We start from the raw sequence: 18,479 nt of genomic DNA, 5'->3' as shown, positions 1-18,479 counted from the left end.
GCTGTGTTCAATCAACTGATGCGATAGACGCAGATTAATTTAATTTGATAACGGTCCGGTTGCCGACAGGGTGCTCTCGGGCAAACATATTGACCGCGCAACCAAAGGAAGAATTGAAAAAACCGATCGCGCAGGTGCGCCGCCAAGGTTGGGCGATCGTCGACCAGGAGCTCGAAGGCGGATTGTTTCCGCTGTCCACGCAGATTCACGATCGTCATGGCCGGGTGATCGCTGCGATGAACATCAGCGGCAACGCACAGCTTTATTCGGCTGAGCATCGGCCGAAGAAGGAGCGTTCATCTTCGACAATCCGATGACCGGTCACCGGGGCGGAGCCGACGCCTGAACGTCTGACCGACGACCCATGTGAGCGGCGGTTTTTGGCCGAACTGAACCGGCCGATCTGCATCGTCCGTCCTATCCAGTCCAGAGTTTCACGTCTGAATCGTGGGAACGAAGTTTGAAAATGCCTTAAAAATCAGTGGGCAATTTTCGGCTTGCGTTCCGACTTATCGGCCTCAAACCCGTGTCGGCACAGGACGGAGTTAGTCCGAAGATCGAGTACCGGCTGTGCGAGTTTGGATACTTCCCCGCATCAGCTCGCGGACCCCGCTCCCATAAGCTCGCTGACGCGCTGCTTAAAGCTTGGCAACAGAAGCCTGTTCGCATAGCCGCTGAGGTGATCGCCATCGAAGACGAGCGGCCGGCCGTCGGCGGTGTGCGTTAAGCAGACCGAATCTGGGCACAGTGGTGGCAACGGGTCCCATACGCTAACTGCGGGGACCGCCTGCACGATGTGCGCATAGGATTCGAGCACCGGCGCCCGCAACGTTTCCAGATCCGCCCGGGCGATGCTGTCGCCGCCGGAACAGATGGGATTGTCGCGATTGAACCAGTCCGAACATCGGAACGGCTGGCTCCGGAACTCGGGTGTCGGCCCCTCCAGGATGACCTTCGCCCCTTTGGCTGCCAGTTTCTGCAAGATTGGAATGGCCTCTCGCACGCCGTCTACCCGGCTTTGCACGGCCTCTGGACCAAACATATAGTCCCTGGCGCTCGAGTCGTCGAAGCGGGCCCACTCGTCGGAGAAACGCGGCAGCCGCAGCGAAGGCAGGAAGATCACGTCACCGGGCCTGATCTGCGCCTCGATCTGAGCGATTGCCGCATCCGTCCCCGGTGCACAGCTCGCCACCTCATCTTGTTTGCGGGGCAGCAAAACCATGAACGGACAGCCACCATTGTTGTACGCGAAGACCTTCACGCCAGTATCCCGGGCGAATTCGCGCAACATCCTGTTGTAGGCCATCGCGTGCGAATCGCCGATCACGTACAGGCGCCCGCGATAGGTCGCCGGAAGCGAACATCCCGAACGTGAATATGTCCATACGCGCCCCCCGTTGAGCTTCGTCCTATCCCACGTGTCCAGACATCCGTCATTGCGGGCCTCGAGGGGGCGGCTCGGATACCAGTCGTCGGCACGTTGTGACACCACGCTCAGCGACAGATTCAGCTGGGCTACCTGAATGCCTACCCACAATAGCGCTCCGCACGTCAACGTAGCTACGCCCGCGCCTACGAGAGCCGGACGCCGCATGCCTTTCAGGACCGCCGAGCGCCGCACAGGATTCTCGACGTAGTACCAGGACGCTGTCGCCAGCGCAAAGCTCAGTACGGCCGCAAGCACGCGCCAGACAGGCGCATCGATCCCCGTCGTCCACCGCAGCAGCACGATCACAGACCAGTGCCAGAGATAAAGCGAATATGAAATCTTGCCGACGAAAACCATCGCTGGTGAAATGAGCAGCCTGTGCAGCCAATCCCGCGGCGCTCTTCCGTGCAGCGCGTACAGTACGCCAAGCGTGCCGGCAACCGGCAGCAGAGCTCCCGGAAAAGGAAGCAGTTGCGCGCGCAAGACTATGAAACCGGCCGCAAGCAGCACCAGCGAACCACCGAGTAATGCCATCGAACCCAGCGTACCATTGCGGTCGGTCACGCCGAGCGGGCGCTTCGCGAGCGCGAGCAACTGGTATAGCAGGATGCCGGATGCCAATTCCCAGAAACGCCCTGGAATCAGGTAAAAGTTGAGCCCGTCATTTCGCCTCGAAAGCCACCATGCGCTCAACACGGACAGAGCGAGAGCGCCGGCGAACAGAACAACGCAAAGCGTCTTTCTCGGACGTTTGCTCACCCACATGAAGAAAAGCAACGGAAAGATCAGATAAAACTGCTCTTCTACGCCAAGCGACCAGGTATGCAGGTACGGGTTGAATTCGGCGCGTGGCGAAAAATAGTCATCGCCGATGAACGCGAGCACCACATTGCTCAACCCAAAGAAAGCAAAGAAGCCGGTGTATTTGTTGGTATCGCTCAGCCACGCGTTTGGAATGAACAGTGCTGAAAACAGGCCGGTCACCAGCAGGCACACCACGAGCGCTGGCACGATCCGCTGCACTCGACGCGAATAGAAATAGAACACGAAGCGCGAAAACTGCATCGATTCGAGGTTTCCAACGGATGCACTTACAACAAAGCCGGAAACCACGAAAAAGATGTCGACCCCTGCAAGCCCGCCAGGTAACCACCGCGCGGACAGGTGATAGACGATGACCGACAATACTGCGACCGCACGCAAACCGTCGATGTATGCCGCGTGCGCAGGACGGGCGAGTTGCGGCGCAGTAGTCGCGCTATGGCGTGGATTCATGGCATGAGAGTTAATGAGGTCGGTCGGAATCCGTGGACGCCAACGGGTTTCGCAGCGATCCTGCTCAAGTAGAAACGCTGCATGAAAACCGCGGGAGACAGACAGTCAAGCTGTTGCCATTTCTCTCGTTTGCTTTTACGTACGAGTGTGACGTAAAAAGTTTGGGGAAATGTATAGGCCCGCGACGTGTTTCGTGCGCTGCCCCTCAGAAGCGATAAGAAATGTCGACTTCATCGTCGAGGAACTTCATCGGCGCTATGGATTCCTCGCTGAACGCGAGGCCAAGGCTGATGAATGCAAATGCGAGTGCCAGCGCGAGCTGCAACTGGCTTAATAGCTGGGGGTCAAGGCCCTCGCAGAGAGATGGTTGCTGGCAACGGCGGTAGCCGCGCTCACCAGTTTTGCGCAGGCAACATCTGTAATCGCGAAATCGAATCTCGCCCTCGCGCGCAGCAGCTTTCAAAACTCCAAAGCGATGCTTTCGAAACACCACCGTACGGCTTTCTGATAGCGCGACACCACTTGCTATGGCATGACTGCTCTGTTCGAAATCACACAAACGCCCGCGGAAGACCGCCGTTGAGGTGCCGGTCTATTTGAGCCCCAAACGCTGTCTGACCAACCTATGCAACTCAGGAAGCGCTTTCTGGCGTATGAAGGATTCCGGGTCCTCTATATCGATTTCGTGAAGTGTTTGATTGGGTCCGGCTACGGGGGCTGAAATCGGCACCCCGGATATTGCGCTTTGCGGCGGTATCCAGGTTCCTACCAATCTGCCATTTTGACTGATGACCGAGATTTTCGACATTTCAGTTCCAGTCCTGGATATTCAAATTGTGCGGAACCGGACGAGGACCGGGATTGGTGATCGTAATCGTGTAATTCAGACCGTTATTAGTCGCGATCACACCCTGATTGACGGTCACAAGCACGTCGCTGCCGATCACATCGTCGATGATGTTTGGAGCCTGAACAACGACGCCTCCGTCGAGCCCACTGCCGATTGTCGTGGTCCAGGTGACCGTTTGCTCCGGCTCCAAAGTGAAAAGCCCGCCGACTGAACGATATTGAGCCATGGTGTTGGGACCTCCAATGCTCGCCTTGCGAACATGCAAAGATCATAGTCCATTCCAGCAGCAATAGATGTCGAACGCGCGCTCCTGGCCGAACCGATTCTGGAGCAGCATCTCGCGGGCCGGGATTGGCTCGTCGGCGACGAGGTCACCTATGCCGATTTTCGTCTCGCGTGCGTGCTTCCGTTCGCCGAACTCGCCGGCCTGCCGCTTGCCGATTTTCGCGCATAGCAGCGTGGCACGCGCCGCTCATGGAGATCCCCGCCTGGAAGGACCCATTCGCCGGGCTCGACGCGCCTGAACTGCCCCCGGTCGGGACATCTTGACAGGACGATACCGTTCGCGGCAGCGAGCGCAAAGTTAAGGTCGTCATCAGGCGGGGCTCTTGCCAGCCAGTCTCGTGCGTCGGCGGATTACGTTTGCCTCTTCCGGTGTAGGAGCGCGCGAGCCCTACCTCGCGAGCCAGTCGTCCGAGAGTCAGTGGTGTCATGACGGCAACGGAAGTCGATCGGGTGGCAGAAAGCGAGAGCGCGCATCTGCGCGGTCCAGCAAACCGGGCGAATAGTGCGCGGCGATCAGGGTGCGGCAATCGCCTGAAAAAGCCGGTGCGTACGCGAGAAAGTCGTCAAACGATCGCGATTGATCCGAAGCCCCAGCGCGTTCCATGAGCCGGATCAGCGCTTCTGTCATTGTACGGTGGTATCGATCTGGTACGCCGAGGTGTGCAGCGTATCGCGCGATGCCGGCACAGGTCCGCTCAATGGCCTCGTCCAGTGGGAAGCGCTGCAAATGAATCCAGGCCACGCGCAGATGGTTGCGGTGATCGAATGCAGACGGTGGCAGCCGGCAGGCGAGGAAGGCTTCGAGGAAGATGTCGTCGGTGAAGTCGCGGGTAGTGTCCATCTGCATCGAAAGGATGTCTGTTGAACATGATCTCGATCGTGAATGTGACTACGATAGTAGGGTCAAGCAACGCCGCAGCAAGCGGCCCGACACGTTAGCGTTTCTTATTTCAACTTAGCTAAATTAGCTTTTCTCGTTTCACTGTTGGCCGCACACTTGCGCCATCGGACTCTTCATGTCCCCGATCCGACGTCGCAATTCAATGTGATCCAGTGGGCCATCCCGTCGGCCCGTCTTTGCACGATGCAAAGTGAGGAGGCAGTCATGGCTATCTATACCGGGAAGTTTGCCAGGTTCTATGGTGCAATTCATCATCGTCGTGAACCGGTCATCTACGCACCCACGATAGATGCCAGCAATAGATTGGCACTCTTTGCAGCGCTGGCTGAAAATCCGTCGTCGGCAGAACAGCTTGCAGACATAACCGAAACAGAAGTCCGCTGCGTGCGCGAGTGGTTGGCCGACCTCGCTGCTGCTGGCTATCTCCAGTACGACGGGGCTAGACAGCGGTACTGGATGACCGAACAGCAGGCATATGCGCTCGCCGACAAACCCGGCAATGTGTACATCAAAGACGCATTTGCAACCTGGCGCAAAACGAAGCTATTCGGCAGATGACGCAAAGCGATCAATGCCCCGCGCGTTTCGCCTGCGCGGCCAATCAATGAGCGGATTCGCGCCCGTCTCAGTTAGAGATAGCCCGAACCTGTCGCGATGCCGCCTGCATCCGTTGGGACTTCTCTTTTACCAACCATTGCAGCGATTCCTGCACGACCTCGGGCGGAACTTCATTGAAGGACGCGTTGCGAATTAGCGCCTCGCTTGCGGCAATGTCGTTGAACTGCCCCAGCTTGTTCTGCACGGATGTCAGTTCCTTGATGGTGCGACCGTGTCCGCCTTTAATCACGGATTGAAAAAACTCCAGCAGGTACCTGAGCTTTTTGCCTGCCTTTCTGACATCGTGGAGATGCTCTTCGTGGGGGGGCTCGCTGCGTGCGGCGCGTCTGCTGCGCTTTTGAAGCGCACGCTGCGCCAGACGGACACGCTTCTCGGCGAACGCCCGAATCGGTAGACCGTCGCAGCGCGACAGCAGTGTGGTTTGCGCGCGAAGCAGGGCGTCGTTCAGGAACGCCTCGACATCGTCGCTTTTGATCATCGTCTGGCTATGCACCACCGCCTGCGCGCGCTTCTCGCGCGCCGCGGCCATCAGCGGTTCGATCGAGACACCGGACTGCTGCGCGGCTTTCAGCAGATCGCCTGCTATGTCCCAGTCACGCGTTCCGCCCGCGACGGCCGCAAGACGCTTGAATTCCTCGGTGGCGTGCGCGGTCGACTCGTCGCCGAGGTATGGGGAGTACGCCCAGTACAAAGCACGAAGCTTTCTGAAAGCGACGCGAAGCTGATGAAAACCTTCTGCATCGCTCTTCGTAGATAGCTCTTTCGCCCTTTGCACGGCTTCGGCCACCACTGGCGCCGCGAGTGACGAGAAGGTACTGGCAATGGAACTCGATTTTGACAGCGATGGACCGGCCGTCCGGCGGTTGACCTTGAAGAGCGAATTTGGCCGTGGCAAGGACCAGTCACCATCCATATCCATTGCAGCCTCAAGTCGGGTAAAAATACGCACTGCCCAGACCTTACCATAGGGAGCTTCGGCCGCCGAGATTGTGACGCGCCGATGACACGCTTTAAGATTCCGCGCGCGCTTACCGTCCTCGCTTCGAAAACATCACCGCATTCTGCGGTTCTGTATTAGCATGCTCAACTATGTCTGATACCGCCCGATACGCCGCCGCGTCGTGCACGTCTTGAGAGCATCCAGGGCATAAGTGGGAGTTCGGTTTGAAGAAACGCGCCACCGTGATCTGTCGCAGAGGTAAGCGAATCCTTCTGGTCGCACGTAGTGCATCAAAGTGGGCTTTGCCGGGCGGAATTCTCAAGCGCGGCGAACACCGAACGGACGCCGCACTTCGGGAGCTCAAGGAAGAAACACAACTCTCCGGGAAGTCAGCCAAGCACCTGTTCGACTTCCGTGGCAAGCAGAAACACCACCACGTGTTTTCCTGCGAAATATCGAATCGCGCAAAAGCTCGTCCGAGTAACGAAATATCCAGGTGTCGCTGGTTTCATCTGGATGATATCCCTCGCCTCGTGACCAGCGGGCCGACGACCGATATCGTGAAACTGATGAATCAGCGGCGCAGGAAGTAGCCCTGCCCGCAGCCACGCGAGCGAGACCGGCGCACCAGCCTCGCTCCAGCTTCAAAGTCCCGCAAACTATGCCGCCAACTTCAGCGCCTGCGCAAAATCGGCTATCAGATCGTCGATATCCTCGATGCCCGCCGAAAGCCGCAGCATGCCGTCCGAAATCCCCATCGCCTTGCGCGTTTCCGGCCCGGCTTCGAAAAAGATCGTCGGCGCGACGGGAATGATCAGCGTGCGCGTGTCGCCGAGACCGGTCGCCTTGACCGGCAGCTTCAGCGCGTTGACGACTTCGATCATGCGATCCACGTTGAGCAATTCGAACGACAACAGCCACGACGCGCCCTTGAACAGCGTCTGAGCGATGTCGTATTGCGGATGGCTCTTCAGGCCAGGATAGAACACTTTGCCGATCGCTTCATGCCCTTCGAGAAACTGTGCGAGCGCGAGCGCATTGTCGCTGCTTTGCCTGACGCGCAATGCGAGCGTTTCCGCGCCCATCGCGATCGAGTGCGCCTGCTCGGACGACAATGACGCTCCCATGTCTCGCAGGCCCTTCTTGCGGATCTGCAGAAGCCCTTGGTCTTTCGCCCCCGAGCGCCGATAGTCGTCGGCGATATTCGGATACGCGCTCCAGTCGAACAGGCCCGTATCCGTGACCGCGCCGCCGAGCGCGGCGCCATGACCCGCGATAGTCTTCGTCAGCGAGTTGATGACGAGGCTCGCGCCGACCGCCTTCGGCTTGAACAATGCAGGCGAGGTGATCGTATTGTCGACGACGTACGCGATGCCGCGCTCGCGGCACACGTCACCGATACCTTGGAGGTCCGGAATCTGCGTACCCGGATTCGCGATGGTTTCGACGAACACCATGCGCGTATTCGGCCGGATTGCGTTCTTCACGTCGTCGAGCCTGCACGCGTCGACGGTCGTGACTTCGACGCCGAGCGCCCGCAATGTGCCGAACAGACTATTGGTGTTGCCGAACACATAGCGGCTCGACACGAGATGATCGCCCGCGCGCAGCAGCGTGAGGAACGTCGCGGTGATGCCGGCCATGCCGGTGCTGAAGCAGACCGTGCCGACGCCTTCTTCGAGGCTGGTGATCTTGCGCTCGAGCGCGGCGGTGGTGGGGGTGCCCTGCCGTGCGTAATTGAAGCCGCCTTTCTTCGTGCCCTGGAACACGCCGATCAGGTCCTCGACGCGCTCGAAACCATATTGCACGGACGTATGAACTGGCTGACGCAAGGCGCCGTGCTCAGTGCCCGCGGTTCTGTCGCCGTGAACGATGCCAGTGGTGAAACCTTGCTTGTCCATTCCTTCTCCGCCTTTTCAGATCGATTGCTTGCGACCGATTATCGCCTGTAACCGTCCGCCGGCGAAGTCTTTAGCGTCCCGCCCGCCGGCACCGGACACTCCGAATGGGCAAAACGCGCTCCGCGATGTTGCGCTGGGGGTTGACTAGCCTCGGTGGCACGCACAGGCTCTAAGTCTCCATCGACCACTACGGGAGGGAGCGTGGCCAAGCCGGATCATCCAGGCAGCAAGCCGAATACGGCGCGCATCATTGCCGCGCAGGCGAGTCCGTGCGACGAACTCGTCATCCGCACCCAGCCCCTCACGATTGACCGCCCGTGCCCGCGCAAGCGGCTCGCGCTCGCCGCGACCGTCGCTGGTTCGAGCATGGCGTTCATCGATGGCTCCGTCGTCAACGTCGCGCTGCCGTCCATTCAGAGTGAACTCGGCGCGAGCGTCGCGGCGATGCAGTGGGTCGTCAACGCGTATCTGCTGTTTCTCGGCTCGCTCGTGCTGGTCGGCGGATCGATGGGCGACAAACTCGGCCGGCGCACGGTGTTCGTGGCGGGCGTCGCGCTGTTCACGCTGGCGTCGGCTGCTTGCGGGTTTGCACCGAATGCGCCGGCGCTGGTCGCCGCGCGAGCGGTTCAAGGCATCGGCGCGTCACTGCTGGTACCCAGCAGTCTCGCGATTATCGGCGCGGTGTTCGACGACACCGCGCGCGGACGGGCGATTGGCACCTGGGCGGGCGTCGGCGCGATCACGTCGGCCGTGGGGCCGGTGGCCGGCGGCTGGCTCGTCGACGCGTGGTCGTGGCGTGCGATCTTCTTCCTGAACGTCCCGCTTGCGGCGCTGACGATCGCGCTCGCCATTCTGGCGGTGCCCAACAGCCACAGGGCCGATGCGCCTCGACAGCTCGACTGGCCCGGGGCACTGAGCGCGGCCACCGGACTTGCGGCGCTGACGTTCGGCCTGACCGAGGCGTCGGCGCGTGGCTTCGGGCATCCGCTCGTATTCTGTGCGATTGGCGCCGGCGTACTGATGCTCGCGGTATTCGTGATCATCGAGGCGCGCAGCCCGAACCCGATGGTGCCGCTCGACCTGTTTCGCTCGCGCGACTTCACGGGTGCCAACCTCGTCACACTGCTGCTTTACTTCGGCCTTGGCGGCGCGTTCTTCTTCCTGCCGTTCACGCTGATCCGCGCGCATGACTACACCGCGACCCAAGCGGGCGCGGCGCTGTTGCCGGTGCCGGTCATCATCGGATTGCTATCGCGCTTCACCGGCGGTCTGACGAGCCGCTTCGGTTCGCGCGCGCTGCTGACCGTTGGCCCGGGCGTTGCCGGAATCGGGTTCGCGCTGCTGGCGCTGCCGTTCGTGCGCGGCAGCTACCTGACTGGATTTTTCCCCGCGCTCGTCGTGCTCGGGCTCGGCATGACGATCACCGTCGCGCCGCTCACCACGACTGTGATGGGCGCAGTGCCGAGCGACCGTACAGGTGTGGCGTCCGGCATCAACAACGCCGTTGCGCGCGTGGCGGGCCTGCTGGCGATTGCGGTGCTCGGCATCGTCTTCGTGTGGTCGCATCACGCGGCGCTATCGGCCCGCCTCGACGAACTGCATGTACCGCAAGATGTACGCCAGCGCGGGCAACTGCTGGCGCCGGTCGAGCAAGCGGGAGCGGCAGCGGGCGCCTCGCCTACGCCGCGAGAGGCAGCCGTGGCGCGCGCGCAAGCCGAGTCGATGACCGACGCGCTGCGCGCCGTCGCGCTCGTCTGCGCCGCGTGTGCGTTCGCTGGAGCGGGGCTTGCGATGGCCACGCTGCAGCCGCTGAAACGTCCGGCGGTAGCGCGCCCGCAGTGAGCTACGAAACTCAGTGGTGAACGGGACGCACCGGCGAGCCCGTCGGCCGGATCACCGCAGCCTCTCGCGCCTCGATTCTTTCCGCGGACGAAATCGGTTGATGCGGAATGGTGGCGCTGTCGTACCCGTGCAGTTGCTCATCGATGACGAAGTCCGCGACTCTCATCGCATCCATCGTGTTGCCGTCCACGTCGTTCCACTCGCGAATCGCGCGATTGACCTTGGTTAGCGAGGTGACCGCGAGCAGGATGGCGTCGGTCTCGGTGATCTTGCCTTCGAGATCATCGACGAGGTAATCCGCAACACGCAGCGCCGCGCCGATCAGATTGCTGTCGTCGCTCAAGTCCGTCAATACCGCATGAACCACTGCGAGGCAAGCATCTTTGCGTGCAAGTGCGATGTCTGTCATGAGGTTCTCCAGAGTCGAGATGCCAACACAATTTACTCCGAGTGCTCGCTGCATGTCGAATGCGCGGGCGGCGAAGCCGCCACCGCGTTGCCGTTACCAGCGCTGGTGGACGTGGGGCGCGATATGGTGCTGATAGACGTCCCGGACCCGTTGCATGACCTCGTCGGACAGCGGCGCGAGGTTTGCGGCCGACACGTTCGACGCCGCCTGGGCCGCGTTTTTACTGCCAGGGATGATGACGGAGACGGCCTCCTCCATCAGGATCCAGCGCAGGGCCAGCTGCGCCATGGAGGCGTCCACGGGGACGAGGCCGCGCAGTTCGTCGACCGCTTTCAACGCGACGTCGTAGGGCACGCCGGAGAACGTTTCGCCGACGTCGAACGCCTCGCCATGCCGATTGAATGCACGATGATCGTCCGACGCGAAAACCGATTCCGCGGACATCTTGCCCGTGAGCATGCCGCTAGCCAGAGGCACGCGCGCGATGACCGCAACGTCTTTCTGTTGCGCCTGCCTGAAGAACAGATCGGCGGGGCGCTGACGGAACATGTTGTAGATGATCTGCACCGAAACCACGTTCGGGTATTCGATCGCCTTCAGCGCTTCTTCGACTTTTTCGACCGACACGCCGTAGTAGCGGATCTTGCCGGCGGCGACGAAGTCGTCCATTGCGTCGAACACTTCGGGACGGTAATAGACCTCGGTGGGCGGGCAATGCAGCTGCACCAGGTCGAGCGTGTCGACGCCGAGGTTCGAGCGGCTCCGGTCGATGAAGGCCTCGAGCTCGCGCTTGTTCAGATAGCCGCTGGTCACATGCGGATCGAGTCGGCGCCCGAGCTTCGTGGCGACGATGGGACGTTCGCCGCCTCGTTGCCGCAGCACGTCGCGGATGATCCGTTCCGAGCGGCCGTCGCCGTAGACATCGGCGGTGTCGAGGAACGTGACACCGTTATCGAGCGCGGCGTTCAGCGCGGCCTTGGCGTCCTCTTCCGCAACGCTGCCCCACGAGCCGCCGATCGCCCATGCCCCGAAACCGATTTCCGACACATTCCAGCCGGTACGACCAAATTTTCTCGTCGAAAGCGTCATTTGGATGCTCATCCTCTGTTTTTGCGAAGTTACGTCGCAGGTGCTTCATTACCCTTGCGGGAGTGCCGGCGACCTCGGTTCGTAGTGTAGCAAGCGGGCGGCGCCGTTGAAGTAGGTGGAATAGGCATTGGGCGGAGCCGATGCTCGCTCCCGCGATGCGATGAAGTATGATTTCCACGGCATCGAAACGGCCGCTTTGACAACAGGACGTGGAACCGGGACAAAGGTGGCGTATGACAACCAGCACAGGTTCTGACGGCATCGCGAACGAGACCATCGCACCATCGCGAACCGCGCTTATCGTGATGCACTACCAGACCGACATTCTCGGACTGTTTCCATCGGTCGCGCCGGCGTTGCTCGCCAATACGCGCAGGTTGTGCGACGCGGCGAGGGCCAAAGGCGTCAGCGTCTATTTCGCCAATCTCCGGTTCAGTCCGGGCTATCCGGAAGTCAGCCCGTTGAACAGGAATGGGCAGGGAATCAAAAGCCTCGGCCTGTTCCTCGAAGACCGGACCGCGCCGGAGTTGGGCCAGCAGGCCAACGAACCGCTCGTCATCGCGCATCGTGCGAGCGTGTTCTTCGGCACCGATCTGGAGGCGCGACTCTCCGCGCAAGGTATCGATTCGCTGATCATGGTCGGCATCGCGTCGACCGGAGTCGTGCTCTCCTCGGTCGCGTACGCGAGCGACGCGGACTTCCGCTTGTACTCGGTCAAGGATTGCTGTTACGACCCGGACCAGGTGGTTCATGAACATCTGTTTGCTACGGCATTCGATTCACGCACAACGGTGCTGTCGCTCGCGGATGCGTTACGACTGCTCGCATAGACCGATATCAACGACTCGACTCGTTATCGCACCGGCGCTTTCGGCCCGCCTGACGTGACCGAATAGCCGTCGTTCAGCGTCTGCAGGAATGCGATGACGTCGCGAATCTGCGTGTCGTTCGGCGCGGGCTTGCCGCCGAGCTTCCGATCCATCGGCGCGTCCGCGAGGTCGACGTTGTCGCGATAGCGCGGCGGCAGATCGTCGAATTTGTCGACCTTGCCGTGGGCTCCGTTCGGATACTACTTTCCCGGCTTGGTATCGCGCTCGACATAGAAGCGCAGCACGTCCTCCAGCTTATGAAAGCGGCCGTTGTGAAAAAACACCGAGCGCGTCGCGACGTTGCGCAGCGTCGGTGACTTGAACATGCCGCAGAAGCCGGTTTCCTTCGCCAGATCCGAGCGATAGGGGCCGCACAGCCCGAGGTCGAAATACTTCGGATCGCGATTGGCCGGAATTTCGGGATTGCGCGGCACGCCCAGCGCGATGAACGAAAAGTCGGCGAACTGCGCCGGCCGTCCGCCGGGCCCCGGCGCGTCCAGATGGCACTTCGCGCAATTGCCCTTGTCGGGGTTGTGTCGGCATAGGCGCTGTGCTGCAGCTTCGCGACGACTTCGGCCGCGCTGTGGTTGGCCATCTCGTTGGGATTGAGCATCGGCATCGATGCCTGATCCCGATGCCATATGACAGGGACGTGATGACGTCCCGCGGCCCGACCGACGGTTCGCTCTAATGCGTGATAACGGGCGGTCGCCTCGGCATGTGATTTGCTGACTAGAACCGGAAGACAAACCCACCAGGCGACAAACCATGGCGCCGAAAGCAACGCACATCACCTCGTTTCAGATTTTCGAGAGCGTCGTCATCCGCTTGTACGACGGTGGGGTGCTGTCGCCTGCTGTGCTCGAACGTGTCGTCGGCGGTTTCGCGCAGGCGAATGTCGACTGGCATGGCACCGTGCAGGGCCGTTCCGTCGATGGCCGTTCACTGCACGAGATCGTCACGCTGACGATGCTGCCCGGACAGCCGGTTCGATCGGCATCGGCATCCTTCATGTCCGTGATCGAACATATCGCGGACGTCGCCTCGCACGCCGAACCAAAGCCCACGAGACGCGGCAGAAAAGCCGTACCGCCGGTGGACGACGCGGAATCGCAAGCGGAATCGCAAGAACTGCTTGCGCAATTGTCCGGCAACGAACGACCCGGCAAGCGCCGCCGCGCGAATCAGCAATCGGATCGGCCGGCGAGCCCGCACGGCTACAACCCGTTCGTCAACGCCCAGCCCCCGCGCTCGAAGAAGCCGTGAACCCGGTCGCGGCTCGCTTCGCAAGCGCCTGACGCTGGCAACTCCGCCGGTCCCGCTTCCGACGCTGCCGTACACTATCCGCTGGCCGCATCGCCCGCGGCGGTCAGCTCCAATTCATGCCCACTCCACTCAATCCCGCCAACTGGCTAACCGCCCGCCGCGATGCCGAAACCGGCATCGAGAGCCTGCGCGCGCATTTCAGCGGCCACGCGTACGATCCGCACGATCACGACGACATGTTGATCGGCTACACGGAGCAGGGCGTGCAACGCTTCCAGTGCCATCGGTCGTTGCACACGAGCGTGCCGGGCCGCGCGATCCTGATCGAGCCCGGCGCGCTGCACGACGGCCACGCGCCCGAGGCGGGCGGCTTCACGTACGCGATGCTGTATCTGCCGCAAGCCTGGGTCGAGCGCGCGGCGCGCCGGCTCGAGCTGCCGGGGCTGGCCGGCGTCGAAGCGGTGTTCGGCCATACGCTCGTCGATGACCGTGCGCTCGTCGAGACGATCCGCCGGGCCTTCATCGCGATTCACGGCAACGAGGGCCGGCTCGCGCGCGATCAGATGCTCGATCGTCTGCTGCTGCGACTCGGCGCGCAGTTGCGCGACGCGCCGCTCACCGGCGACCCCGCCGCGTCCCCCGCGATCGCGCGGGTGCGCGATCTGTTGCACGAACACATGGACGGCAATCTCGGGCTCGACGAGCTCGCCGAAGTTGCCGGCATCGACCGGTTCAGGTTGACGCGTCTGTTTCAGCGCGCGTTTGGCACGTCGCCGCACGCGTATCTGGTGCGCTTGCGCCTGCGTGCCGCGCGGCGCCTGCTCGCAACCGGCCGCACGCCCGCGCAGGTCGCCGCCGAAGTCGGCTTCGCCGACCAAAGCCATCTCGGCCGCTGGTTTCGTCGCGCGTACCGGATGACGCCAGCCGCGTATCGGCAGATGTGCACAAACGTTCCAGACTGATCGCGCGGCATCGTCGATCATGAGCGGCTCAACGAGGAGTCATCATGTTCGATACCAAAGTGGCGCTGATCGTGCGCAGCGATCTCGCGGTCTGGCAGAAGCTCAATGTGGTCGCGTTTCTCGCGACCGGCGTGGCGGCCGCGGCGCCCGATGCGCTGGGCGAGCCGTACGAAGATGCCGCCGGGCACCGCTACGGCCGCATGCTTGGCCAGCCGATGATGGTGTTCGCCGCCGACCGGTCCGGTCTGCAGGGCGCGCATCGGCAGGCGCTGTCGCGCGAGCTCAGAATCGTGCCGTATGTGCACGCGATGTTTTCGACGGGGCATGACGCGGCGAACCGCGCAGTGTTTCGCGCCGAGGACGCGGCGAATCTCGACCTCGTCGGACTCGCACTGCACGGACCGAAGAAAGCCGTCGACAAGGCCGTGAAAGGTTTGGCCTTGCACGAATGACTCAACGAGTACGAGCGCCGCTCGATGGTCGGCGGCACTCGCGTCGAAGTTGAAAGAGAAACGTTTGCCGCGCCGGACGCGAATTGCGTTAAAACAAAAAAAGCTTATTCGGCGAATGCACGAGGCATCAATTGCGGTTTCATTTCACATCGTTTCGAGTCTCGAAACGGTATTGCGTCAAAGCGTCAGTCTACCCAAAGGGCATAGATCAGAAACGCACAAGTAACGCACCCCCTCTATAGCGGATCGTGTCGCCGCCGTGGTAATGCGATTGCAAGTCTTTGTCGAGAAACGAATTGTCGGCGATTGCGCCCGCGCGGTCGCCAACTCGTTCCAAACTATTCTTTGCAAAAATGGTTTTCTATAGCATGGACATGCTCGCAAGAAAACCTTGCGTACACGTTTCAACCTGAATTTAACCTCAGTGAGAATTGAATCTGTTGATGTTACACTGCAAGCCGCTGGAGCCATTCTGGCAAAGGGCTTTGGTGTTTCCAGCTCAATTTTGGTCTGAAACGCGTCCACGACTTGTCGCTGGTGTCGTGCGTGCGGCAGCCATTCACTGGACTTCTCCAACACCCTGCTGCGTTCCCGGATTCCTCAGGTACTAATACCGTGTACTCTCAAACGCAAATCGACCCGGTGGTCAGCTTCCGCAACTCGCAGCGCGAGCATGTGCGTGGGACGATCATTAACCTCCAGAGAAAGTCTTTGGTCATGGAGGTCTATAACCCCTATTCCATCGTGCAGGTCAGCGAGGTGTTAAGCGAGCTGAGCGTGCGCATGGGCACCAAGAATGCCTATCTCGGCAAGGCGGTGGTGGTGAGTCTGGTGAACACCGGTCTGACCGCGGTGGTTTCACTGGCACTTATCGACGAATGGCGCGAACTTAGCGTTCTGCCTAATGAGGCGAAGTCGGTCGGGCGGGAAGCAGAACTCTTTATTAGCGACTGGGACGCGCGCTTCAATATCCGCCGCGATTATCAGATCGTCGTGAACGAGATGCGCGCGTTCCTGTCGGAAGTGTCGCGCTGGGTGGAGCAGGTCGACCTGACCGAGAGCTTGCCGAAGACCGAAGGCGGCAGGCTGCGCGAGGACCTGTTCTACGAGCTCGCCACGCCGATCATGCTCAAGATCAAGTTCTTCCTCGACCGTCTCGAGGAAGAGGCCGAGCGCGTCGACGCGGAGATCGCACCCGTGCATCGCACGTATGCGCAATCGGCACTGCATCCGTTGCTGCTGCGCGCGCCGTTCGTCTACCGCACGTTCACCAAGCCGCTCGGCTATGCCGGCGACTACGAAATGGTCAACCAGATCCTCAGCGATCCGCAGCAGGGGCCGACCACTTACTTCCAGATCGTCAATACCGCATTCCTGCAGGCGGCGGTCGCGACCGCGCACCGCAACCGCATTACGCTGCTGATCGACTTCCTGAAGCGGCAGGCCGAGGCGGCGCGCGCGGCCGGCAGGCCGTTCCGCATCCTCAACGTCGGTTGCGGGCCCGCTTTCGAGATCCAGCGCTTCGTGCGTGAATATCCGCATCCGGAGTTGCTGTCGTTCGAACTGGTGGACTTCAGCGAGGAAACGCTGGCGTTCACGAAGGACGCGATCGAGAGTTCGGCGCACGCCGCGGGCCATAGAGTCTCGGTGCAAATGGTGCATCAGTCGGTGCACGACCTGCTCAAGCGTAAGATTTCAACCGACCCGTCCGCGCGCGAATTCGACGCGGTGTACTGCGCCGGTCTGTTCGACTATCTGTCGGACAAGGTCTGCGCACGTCTGCTCAGTTACTTCGCCGCTCGCACGCGACCCGGCGGCCAGTTGCTGGTCACCAACGTCCATTCCGCGAATCCGGAGAAGTATGGGATGGAGCATCTGCTCGAGTGGTACCTGATTTATCGGAACGAGAGCGGCATGAGCTCGCTGCTTCCCCCCAACTCCACTGACCAGAAGCTCTACGTCGACGAGACCGGGGTGAATGTGTTCGCGGAAGCAACGATCCTCTGAAACCGTGTCGACATCCCTGTCCATGACTACCAGTCCCCTGCAGAGCGGCTATCAAACCGAGCTGGCCGACTTTCGCGTCACGTTCAGCCGGGGCGGCGCGTGCACCGCGATTGCGCTCGTGCTGCTCGGCGTGGGGCTGGATTACGCGCAGTATCCGCAGTATCAGACGTCGTTCGCGCTCGCGCGTCTGCTCGTGTCGTTGATGATCGGCGGTATCGTCGCCTTGCTCGACACCGACATGGGGCGACGGCTCACTCCATGGCTGACGCTGTCCTGGCTGCTGCTGCCGCAGGCGATGATTTCATGGATGATCTGGCGCACCGACGGTGTTCTGTCGCCCTACTACATGGGCCTGAATCTGGCCATCTTCGCGTCCGGGATTGCGTTGCCGTTCGGCTTGTGGCAAAACCTCGTGTTCGGCGTGCTGTCCTGCTTTCTGTATCTGCTGGCCTGCCTGTTGCCTCCGCATGGCGGTGTGCCGCTCGGCACGATGACCGTCAATGTTCTGCTGCTTCTGTTCGCCGCGGCCGCGAGCGCGGTCTACACGTTCTTCAATGAACGCGTGCGCTTCATGCTGTTTCGCCTGAAGGCCGAGGTGTCCGAGAAAAACGCGGAGGTCTCCGCGAAGAACGCCGAGCTCGAAGTGATCAATCGGCAGTTGCTCGACATCAAGGGCCAACTGCTGCAGCAGGAAAAAATGGCCGCGATCGGTACGCTCGCGGCGGGCCTGCTGCATGAAGTGAACAACCCGGTGAACTTCTGCCTGATGGCGATCGAGGTTGCGCTGGAAGAGCCGATCTCGAAGAAGGAGCCGACGCTGCAAGAGTGTCTGGTCGATGCACGGCAGGGCATGCAGCGCATCCAGCACATCGTGTCGGACCTGAAGACGTTCGCGTATCGCAAGCCCGGCGCCGAGGCGGAACTGGGCACGCCGTTCCTGTTCGAAAAGGCGCTCGATTCGGCGATCCGGCTCGTCGGGCATGAATTGCGCGGCGTCACGGTGACGCGCGAGCTGCCCGCGGATACGCTGGTGCAGGGCGACGAGGCGGCCATCATCGGCGTGCTGATCAACCTGCTGTCGAACGCGGTGCTGGCGATGCGCAAGGCGGGCACGCCCGCGCCGGCGATTCACGTCAACGTCAGATGGACGGAAGAGCGCCTGCATGTGACGGTAAAAGACAACGGGCCGGGCATCGCGCCGGAGAACATCGCGCGCGTGTTCGAGCCGTTCTTTACCACCCGCGAAGTGGGACAGGGCCTGGGCCTCGGACTGTCGATCAGCTATGCGGTGATCGAGCGCCATGGCGGCCTGCTGTTTGCTGAGAGCGAGCTGGGAAGTTGGGCGGCATTCAGTTTCGATCTGTCGCCCGCGCCCTGACAAACA

Annotated in this window: 20 protein-coding genes and 1 pseudogene; 11 read left to right on the top strand and 10 right to left on the bottom strand. The window is 61.3% G+C overall.

Going from position 1 to position 18,479, the window contains the following annotated elements; genetic code table 11:
• Positions 1-92: 92 nt before the first annotated feature.
• A pseudogene (locus tag BC1002_RS24215) lies at positions 93-317 on the top strand (IclR family transcriptional regulator domain-containing protein); the annotation flags it as partial.
• 278 nt (positions 318-595) lie between these two features.
• Here the strand turns inward: BC1002_RS24215 and BC1002_RS24210 are convergent.
• The 3 genes from BC1002_RS24210 to BC1002_RS24205 all read right to left on the bottom strand — a co-directional run bounded on the left by BC1002_RS24210 (position 596) and on the right by BC1002_RS24205 (position 3,780).
• On the bottom strand, positions 596-2,704 hold the full coding sequence (locus tag BC1002_RS24210; protein WP_013092635.1) for an acyltransferase family protein: 2,109 nt from the start codon (positions 2,702-2,704) through the stop codon (positions 596-598).
• A gap of 205 nt (positions 2,705-2,909) precedes the next feature.
• On the bottom strand, positions 2,910-3,263 hold the full coding sequence (locus BC1002_RS37910; RefSeq protein ID WP_157874746.1) for a hypothetical protein: 354 nt from the start codon (positions 3,261-3,263) through the stop codon (positions 2,910-2,912).
• Positions 3,264-3,513: 250 nt separating this feature from the next.
• Positions 3,514-3,780, bottom strand: coding sequence for a hypothetical protein (locus tag BC1002_RS24205; protein ID WP_013092634.1), 267 nt, complete (start codon positions 3,778-3,780; stop codon positions 3,514-3,516).
• Between the two features lie 51 nt (positions 3,781-3,831).
• Between BC1002_RS24205 and BC1002_RS39800 the strand changes: the two genes are divergently transcribed.
• Positions 3,832-4,008, top strand: a complete 177-nt coding sequence (locus BC1002_RS39800) for a glutathione S-transferase C-terminal domain-containing protein (RefSeq protein WP_202945593.1) — start codon at positions 3,832-3,834, stop codon at positions 4,006-4,008.
• 255 nt (positions 4,009-4,263) lie between these two features.
• Here BC1002_RS39800 and BC1002_RS37905 read toward each other — a convergent pair whose 3' ends face one another.
• A complete protein-coding gene (locus BC1002_RS37905; protein ID WP_157874745.1) occupies positions 4,264-4,686 on the bottom strand; it encodes a hypothetical protein in 423 nt (140 codons plus the stop codon).
• A 258-nt stretch (positions 4,687-4,944) separates the two neighbouring features.
• Between BC1002_RS37905 and BC1002_RS24195 the strand changes: the two genes are divergently transcribed.
• Positions 4,945-5,298 carry a helix-turn-helix domain-containing protein gene (locus tag BC1002_RS24195; protein WP_013092632.1) on the top strand — a complete coding sequence of 118 codons (354 nt, stop codon included), beginning with the start codon at positions 4,945-4,947 and terminating at the stop codon, positions 5,296-5,298.
• A 67-nt stretch (positions 5,299-5,365) separates the two neighbouring features.
• Here BC1002_RS24195 and BC1002_RS24190 read toward each other — a convergent pair whose 3' ends face one another.
• Positions 5,366-6,277: a CHAD domain-containing protein gene (locus tag BC1002_RS24190; protein WP_013092631.1), complete on the bottom strand. Its 912-nt coding sequence runs from the start codon at positions 6,275-6,277 to the stop codon at positions 5,366-5,368.
• Between the two features lie 245 nt (positions 6,278-6,522).
• On the opposite strand from BC1002_RS24190, the gene BC1002_RS36625 reads away from it, so the two are divergent.
• Entirely contained in the window at positions 6,523-6,891 is a 369-nt protein-coding gene (locus BC1002_RS36625) for an NUDIX hydrolase (RefSeq protein ID WP_013092630.1), read from the top strand.
• Positions 6,892-6,957: 66 nt separating this feature from the next.
• On the opposite strand, the gene BC1002_RS24185 is transcribed toward BC1002_RS36625, so the two are convergent.
• Positions 6,958-8,199 carry a cystathionine gamma-synthase family protein gene (locus BC1002_RS24185; RefSeq protein ID WP_013092629.1) on the bottom strand — a complete coding sequence of 414 codons (1,242 nt, stop codon included), beginning with the start codon at positions 8,197-8,199 and terminating at the stop codon, positions 6,958-6,960.
• A 201-nt stretch (positions 8,200-8,400) separates the two neighbouring features.
• Between BC1002_RS24185 and BC1002_RS24180 the strand changes: the two genes are divergently transcribed.
• Entirely contained in the window at positions 8,401-10,041 is a 1,641-nt protein-coding gene (locus tag BC1002_RS24180) for an MFS transporter (RefSeq protein WP_013092628.1), read from the top strand.
• A gap of 10 nt (positions 10,042-10,051) precedes the next feature.
• Here BC1002_RS24180 and BC1002_RS24175 read toward each other — a convergent pair whose 3' ends face one another.
• Together BC1002_RS24175 and BC1002_RS24170 are read right to left on the bottom strand one after the other, a co-directional pair.
• Positions 10,052-10,450, bottom strand: a complete 399-nt coding sequence (locus tag BC1002_RS24175) for a hypothetical protein (RefSeq protein WP_013092627.1) — start codon at positions 10,448-10,450, stop codon at positions 10,052-10,054.
• A gap of 93 nt (positions 10,451-10,543) precedes the next feature.
• A complete protein-coding gene (locus BC1002_RS24170; RefSeq protein WP_013092626.1) occupies positions 10,544-11,539 on the bottom strand; it encodes an aldo/keto reductase in 996 nt (331 codons plus the stop codon).
• 233 nt (positions 11,540-11,772) lie between these two features.
• Here BC1002_RS24170 and BC1002_RS24165 point away from each other — a divergent pair, with 233 nt between their 5' ends.
• Entirely contained in the window at positions 11,773-12,369 is a 597-nt protein-coding gene (locus BC1002_RS24165) for a cysteine hydrolase family protein (protein WP_013092625.1), read from the top strand.
• Positions 12,370-12,392: 23 nt separating this feature from the next.
• On the opposite strand, the gene BC1002_RS39410 is transcribed toward BC1002_RS24165, so the two are convergent.
• Positions 12,393-12,521 (bottom strand): hypothetical protein, encoded by a 129-nt coding sequence (locus BC1002_RS39410; RefSeq protein WP_260326604.1) that lies wholly within the window; start codon positions 12,519-12,521, stop codon positions 12,393-12,395.
• 87 nt (positions 12,522-12,608) lie between these two features.
• A complete protein-coding gene (locus tag BC1002_RS35685; protein ID WP_049870256.1) occupies positions 12,609-13,049 on the bottom strand; it encodes a hypothetical protein in 441 nt (146 codons plus the stop codon).
• Positions 13,050-13,176: 127 nt separating this feature from the next.
• Here BC1002_RS35685 and BC1002_RS24155 point away from each other — a divergent pair, with 127 nt between their 5' ends.
• The 5 genes from BC1002_RS24155 to BC1002_RS24135 all read left to right on the top strand — a co-directional run bounded on the left by BC1002_RS24155 (position 13,177) and on the right by BC1002_RS24135 (position 18,473).
• Positions 13,177-13,674 (top strand): hypothetical protein, encoded by a 498-nt coding sequence (locus tag BC1002_RS24155; RefSeq protein WP_013092624.1) that lies wholly within the window; start codon positions 13,177-13,179, stop codon positions 13,672-13,674.
• A gap of 116 nt (positions 13,675-13,790) precedes the next feature.
• Positions 13,791-14,636, top strand: a complete 846-nt coding sequence (locus tag BC1002_RS24150; protein ID WP_013092623.1) for an AraC family transcriptional regulator — start codon at positions 13,791-13,793, stop codon at positions 14,634-14,636.
• Between the two features lie 44 nt (positions 14,637-14,680).
• Complete coding sequence (locus tag BC1002_RS24145; RefSeq protein WP_013092622.1) at positions 14,681-15,088, top strand: DUF2000 domain-containing protein; 408 nt, start codon at positions 14,681-14,683, stop codon at positions 15,086-15,088.
• A 615-nt stretch (positions 15,089-15,703) separates the two neighbouring features.
• Entirely contained in the window at positions 15,704-17,095 is a 1,392-nt protein-coding gene (locus BC1002_RS24140; protein WP_013092621.1) for a class I SAM-dependent methyltransferase, read from the top strand.
• A gap of 22 nt (positions 17,096-17,117) precedes the next feature.
• Positions 17,118-18,473: a sensor histidine kinase gene (locus BC1002_RS24135; RefSeq protein ID WP_013092620.1), complete on the top strand. Its 1,356-nt coding sequence runs from the start codon at positions 17,118-17,120 to the stop codon at positions 18,471-18,473.
• The last annotated feature ends 6 nt before the right edge of the window (positions 18,474-18,479 follow it).

It is taken from the genome of Paraburkholderia atlantica, from assembly GCF_000092885.1.
Classification (GTDB): domain Bacteria; phylum Pseudomonadota; class Gammaproteobacteria; order Burkholderiales; family Burkholderiaceae; genus Paraburkholderia; species Paraburkholderia atlantica.
This window is presented reverse-complemented; position numbering and strand designations above follow the sequence as displayed.

What these genes read in the sequence shown, in the direction of transcription:
- BC1002_RS24210 (WP_013092635.1), bottom strand. Translation starts at nt 2,704, where the DNA reads ATGAATCCACGCCATAGCGCGACTACTGCGCCGCAACTCGCCCGTCCT.
- BC1002_RS24205 (WP_013092634.1), bottom strand. Translation starts at nt 3,780, where the DNA reads ATGGCTCAATATCGTTCAGTCGGCGGGCTTTTCACTTTGGAGCCGGAG.
- BC1002_RS37905 (WP_157874745.1), bottom strand. Translation starts at nt 4,686, where the DNA reads ATGCAGATGGACACTACCCGCGACTTCACCGACGACATCTTCCTCGAA.
- BC1002_RS24195 (WP_013092632.1), top strand. Translation starts at nt 4,945, where the DNA reads ATGGCTATCTATACCGGGAAGTTTGCCAGGTTCTATGGTGCAATTCAT.
- BC1002_RS24190 (WP_013092631.1), bottom strand. Translation starts at nt 6,277, where the DNA reads ATGGATATGGATGGTGACTGGTCCTTGCCACGGCCAAATTCGCTCTTC.
- BC1002_RS24185 (WP_013092629.1), bottom strand. Translation starts at nt 8,199, where the DNA reads ATGGACAAGCAAGGTTTCACCACTGGCATCGTTCACGGCGACAGAACC.
- BC1002_RS24175 (WP_013092627.1), bottom strand. Translation starts at nt 10,450, where the DNA reads ATGACAGACATCGCACTTGCACGCAAAGATGCTTGCCTCGCAGTGGTT.
- BC1002_RS24170 (WP_013092626.1), bottom strand. Translation starts at nt 11,539, where the DNA reads ATGACGCTTTCGACGAGAAAATTTGGTCGTACCGGCTGGAATGTGTCG.
- BC1002_RS24165 (WP_013092625.1), top strand. Translation starts at nt 11,773, where the DNA reads ATGACAACCAGCACAGGTTCTGACGGCATCGCGAACGAGACCATCGCA.
- BC1002_RS39410 (WP_260326604.1), bottom strand. Translation starts at nt 12,521, where the DNA reads ATGGATCGGAAGCTCGGCGGCAAGCCCGCGCCGAACGACACGCAGATT.
- BC1002_RS35685 (WP_049870256.1), bottom strand. Translation starts at nt 13,049, where the DNA reads ATGGCATCGGGATCAGGCATCGATGCCGATGCTCAATCCCAACGAGAT.
- BC1002_RS24155 (WP_013092624.1), top strand. Translation starts at nt 13,177, where the DNA reads ATGGCGCCGAAAGCAACGCACATCACCTCGTTTCAGATTTTCGAGAGC.
- BC1002_RS24150 (WP_013092623.1), top strand. Translation starts at nt 13,791, where the DNA reads ATGCCCACTCCACTCAATCCCGCCAACTGGCTAACCGCCCGCCGCGAT.
- BC1002_RS24145 (WP_013092622.1), top strand. Translation starts at nt 14,681, where the DNA reads ATGTTCGATACCAAAGTGGCGCTGATCGTGCGCAGCGATCTCGCGGTC.
- BC1002_RS24135 (WP_013092620.1), top strand. Translation starts at nt 17,118, where the DNA reads ATGACTACCAGTCCCCTGCAGAGCGGCTATCAAACCGAGCTGGCCGAC.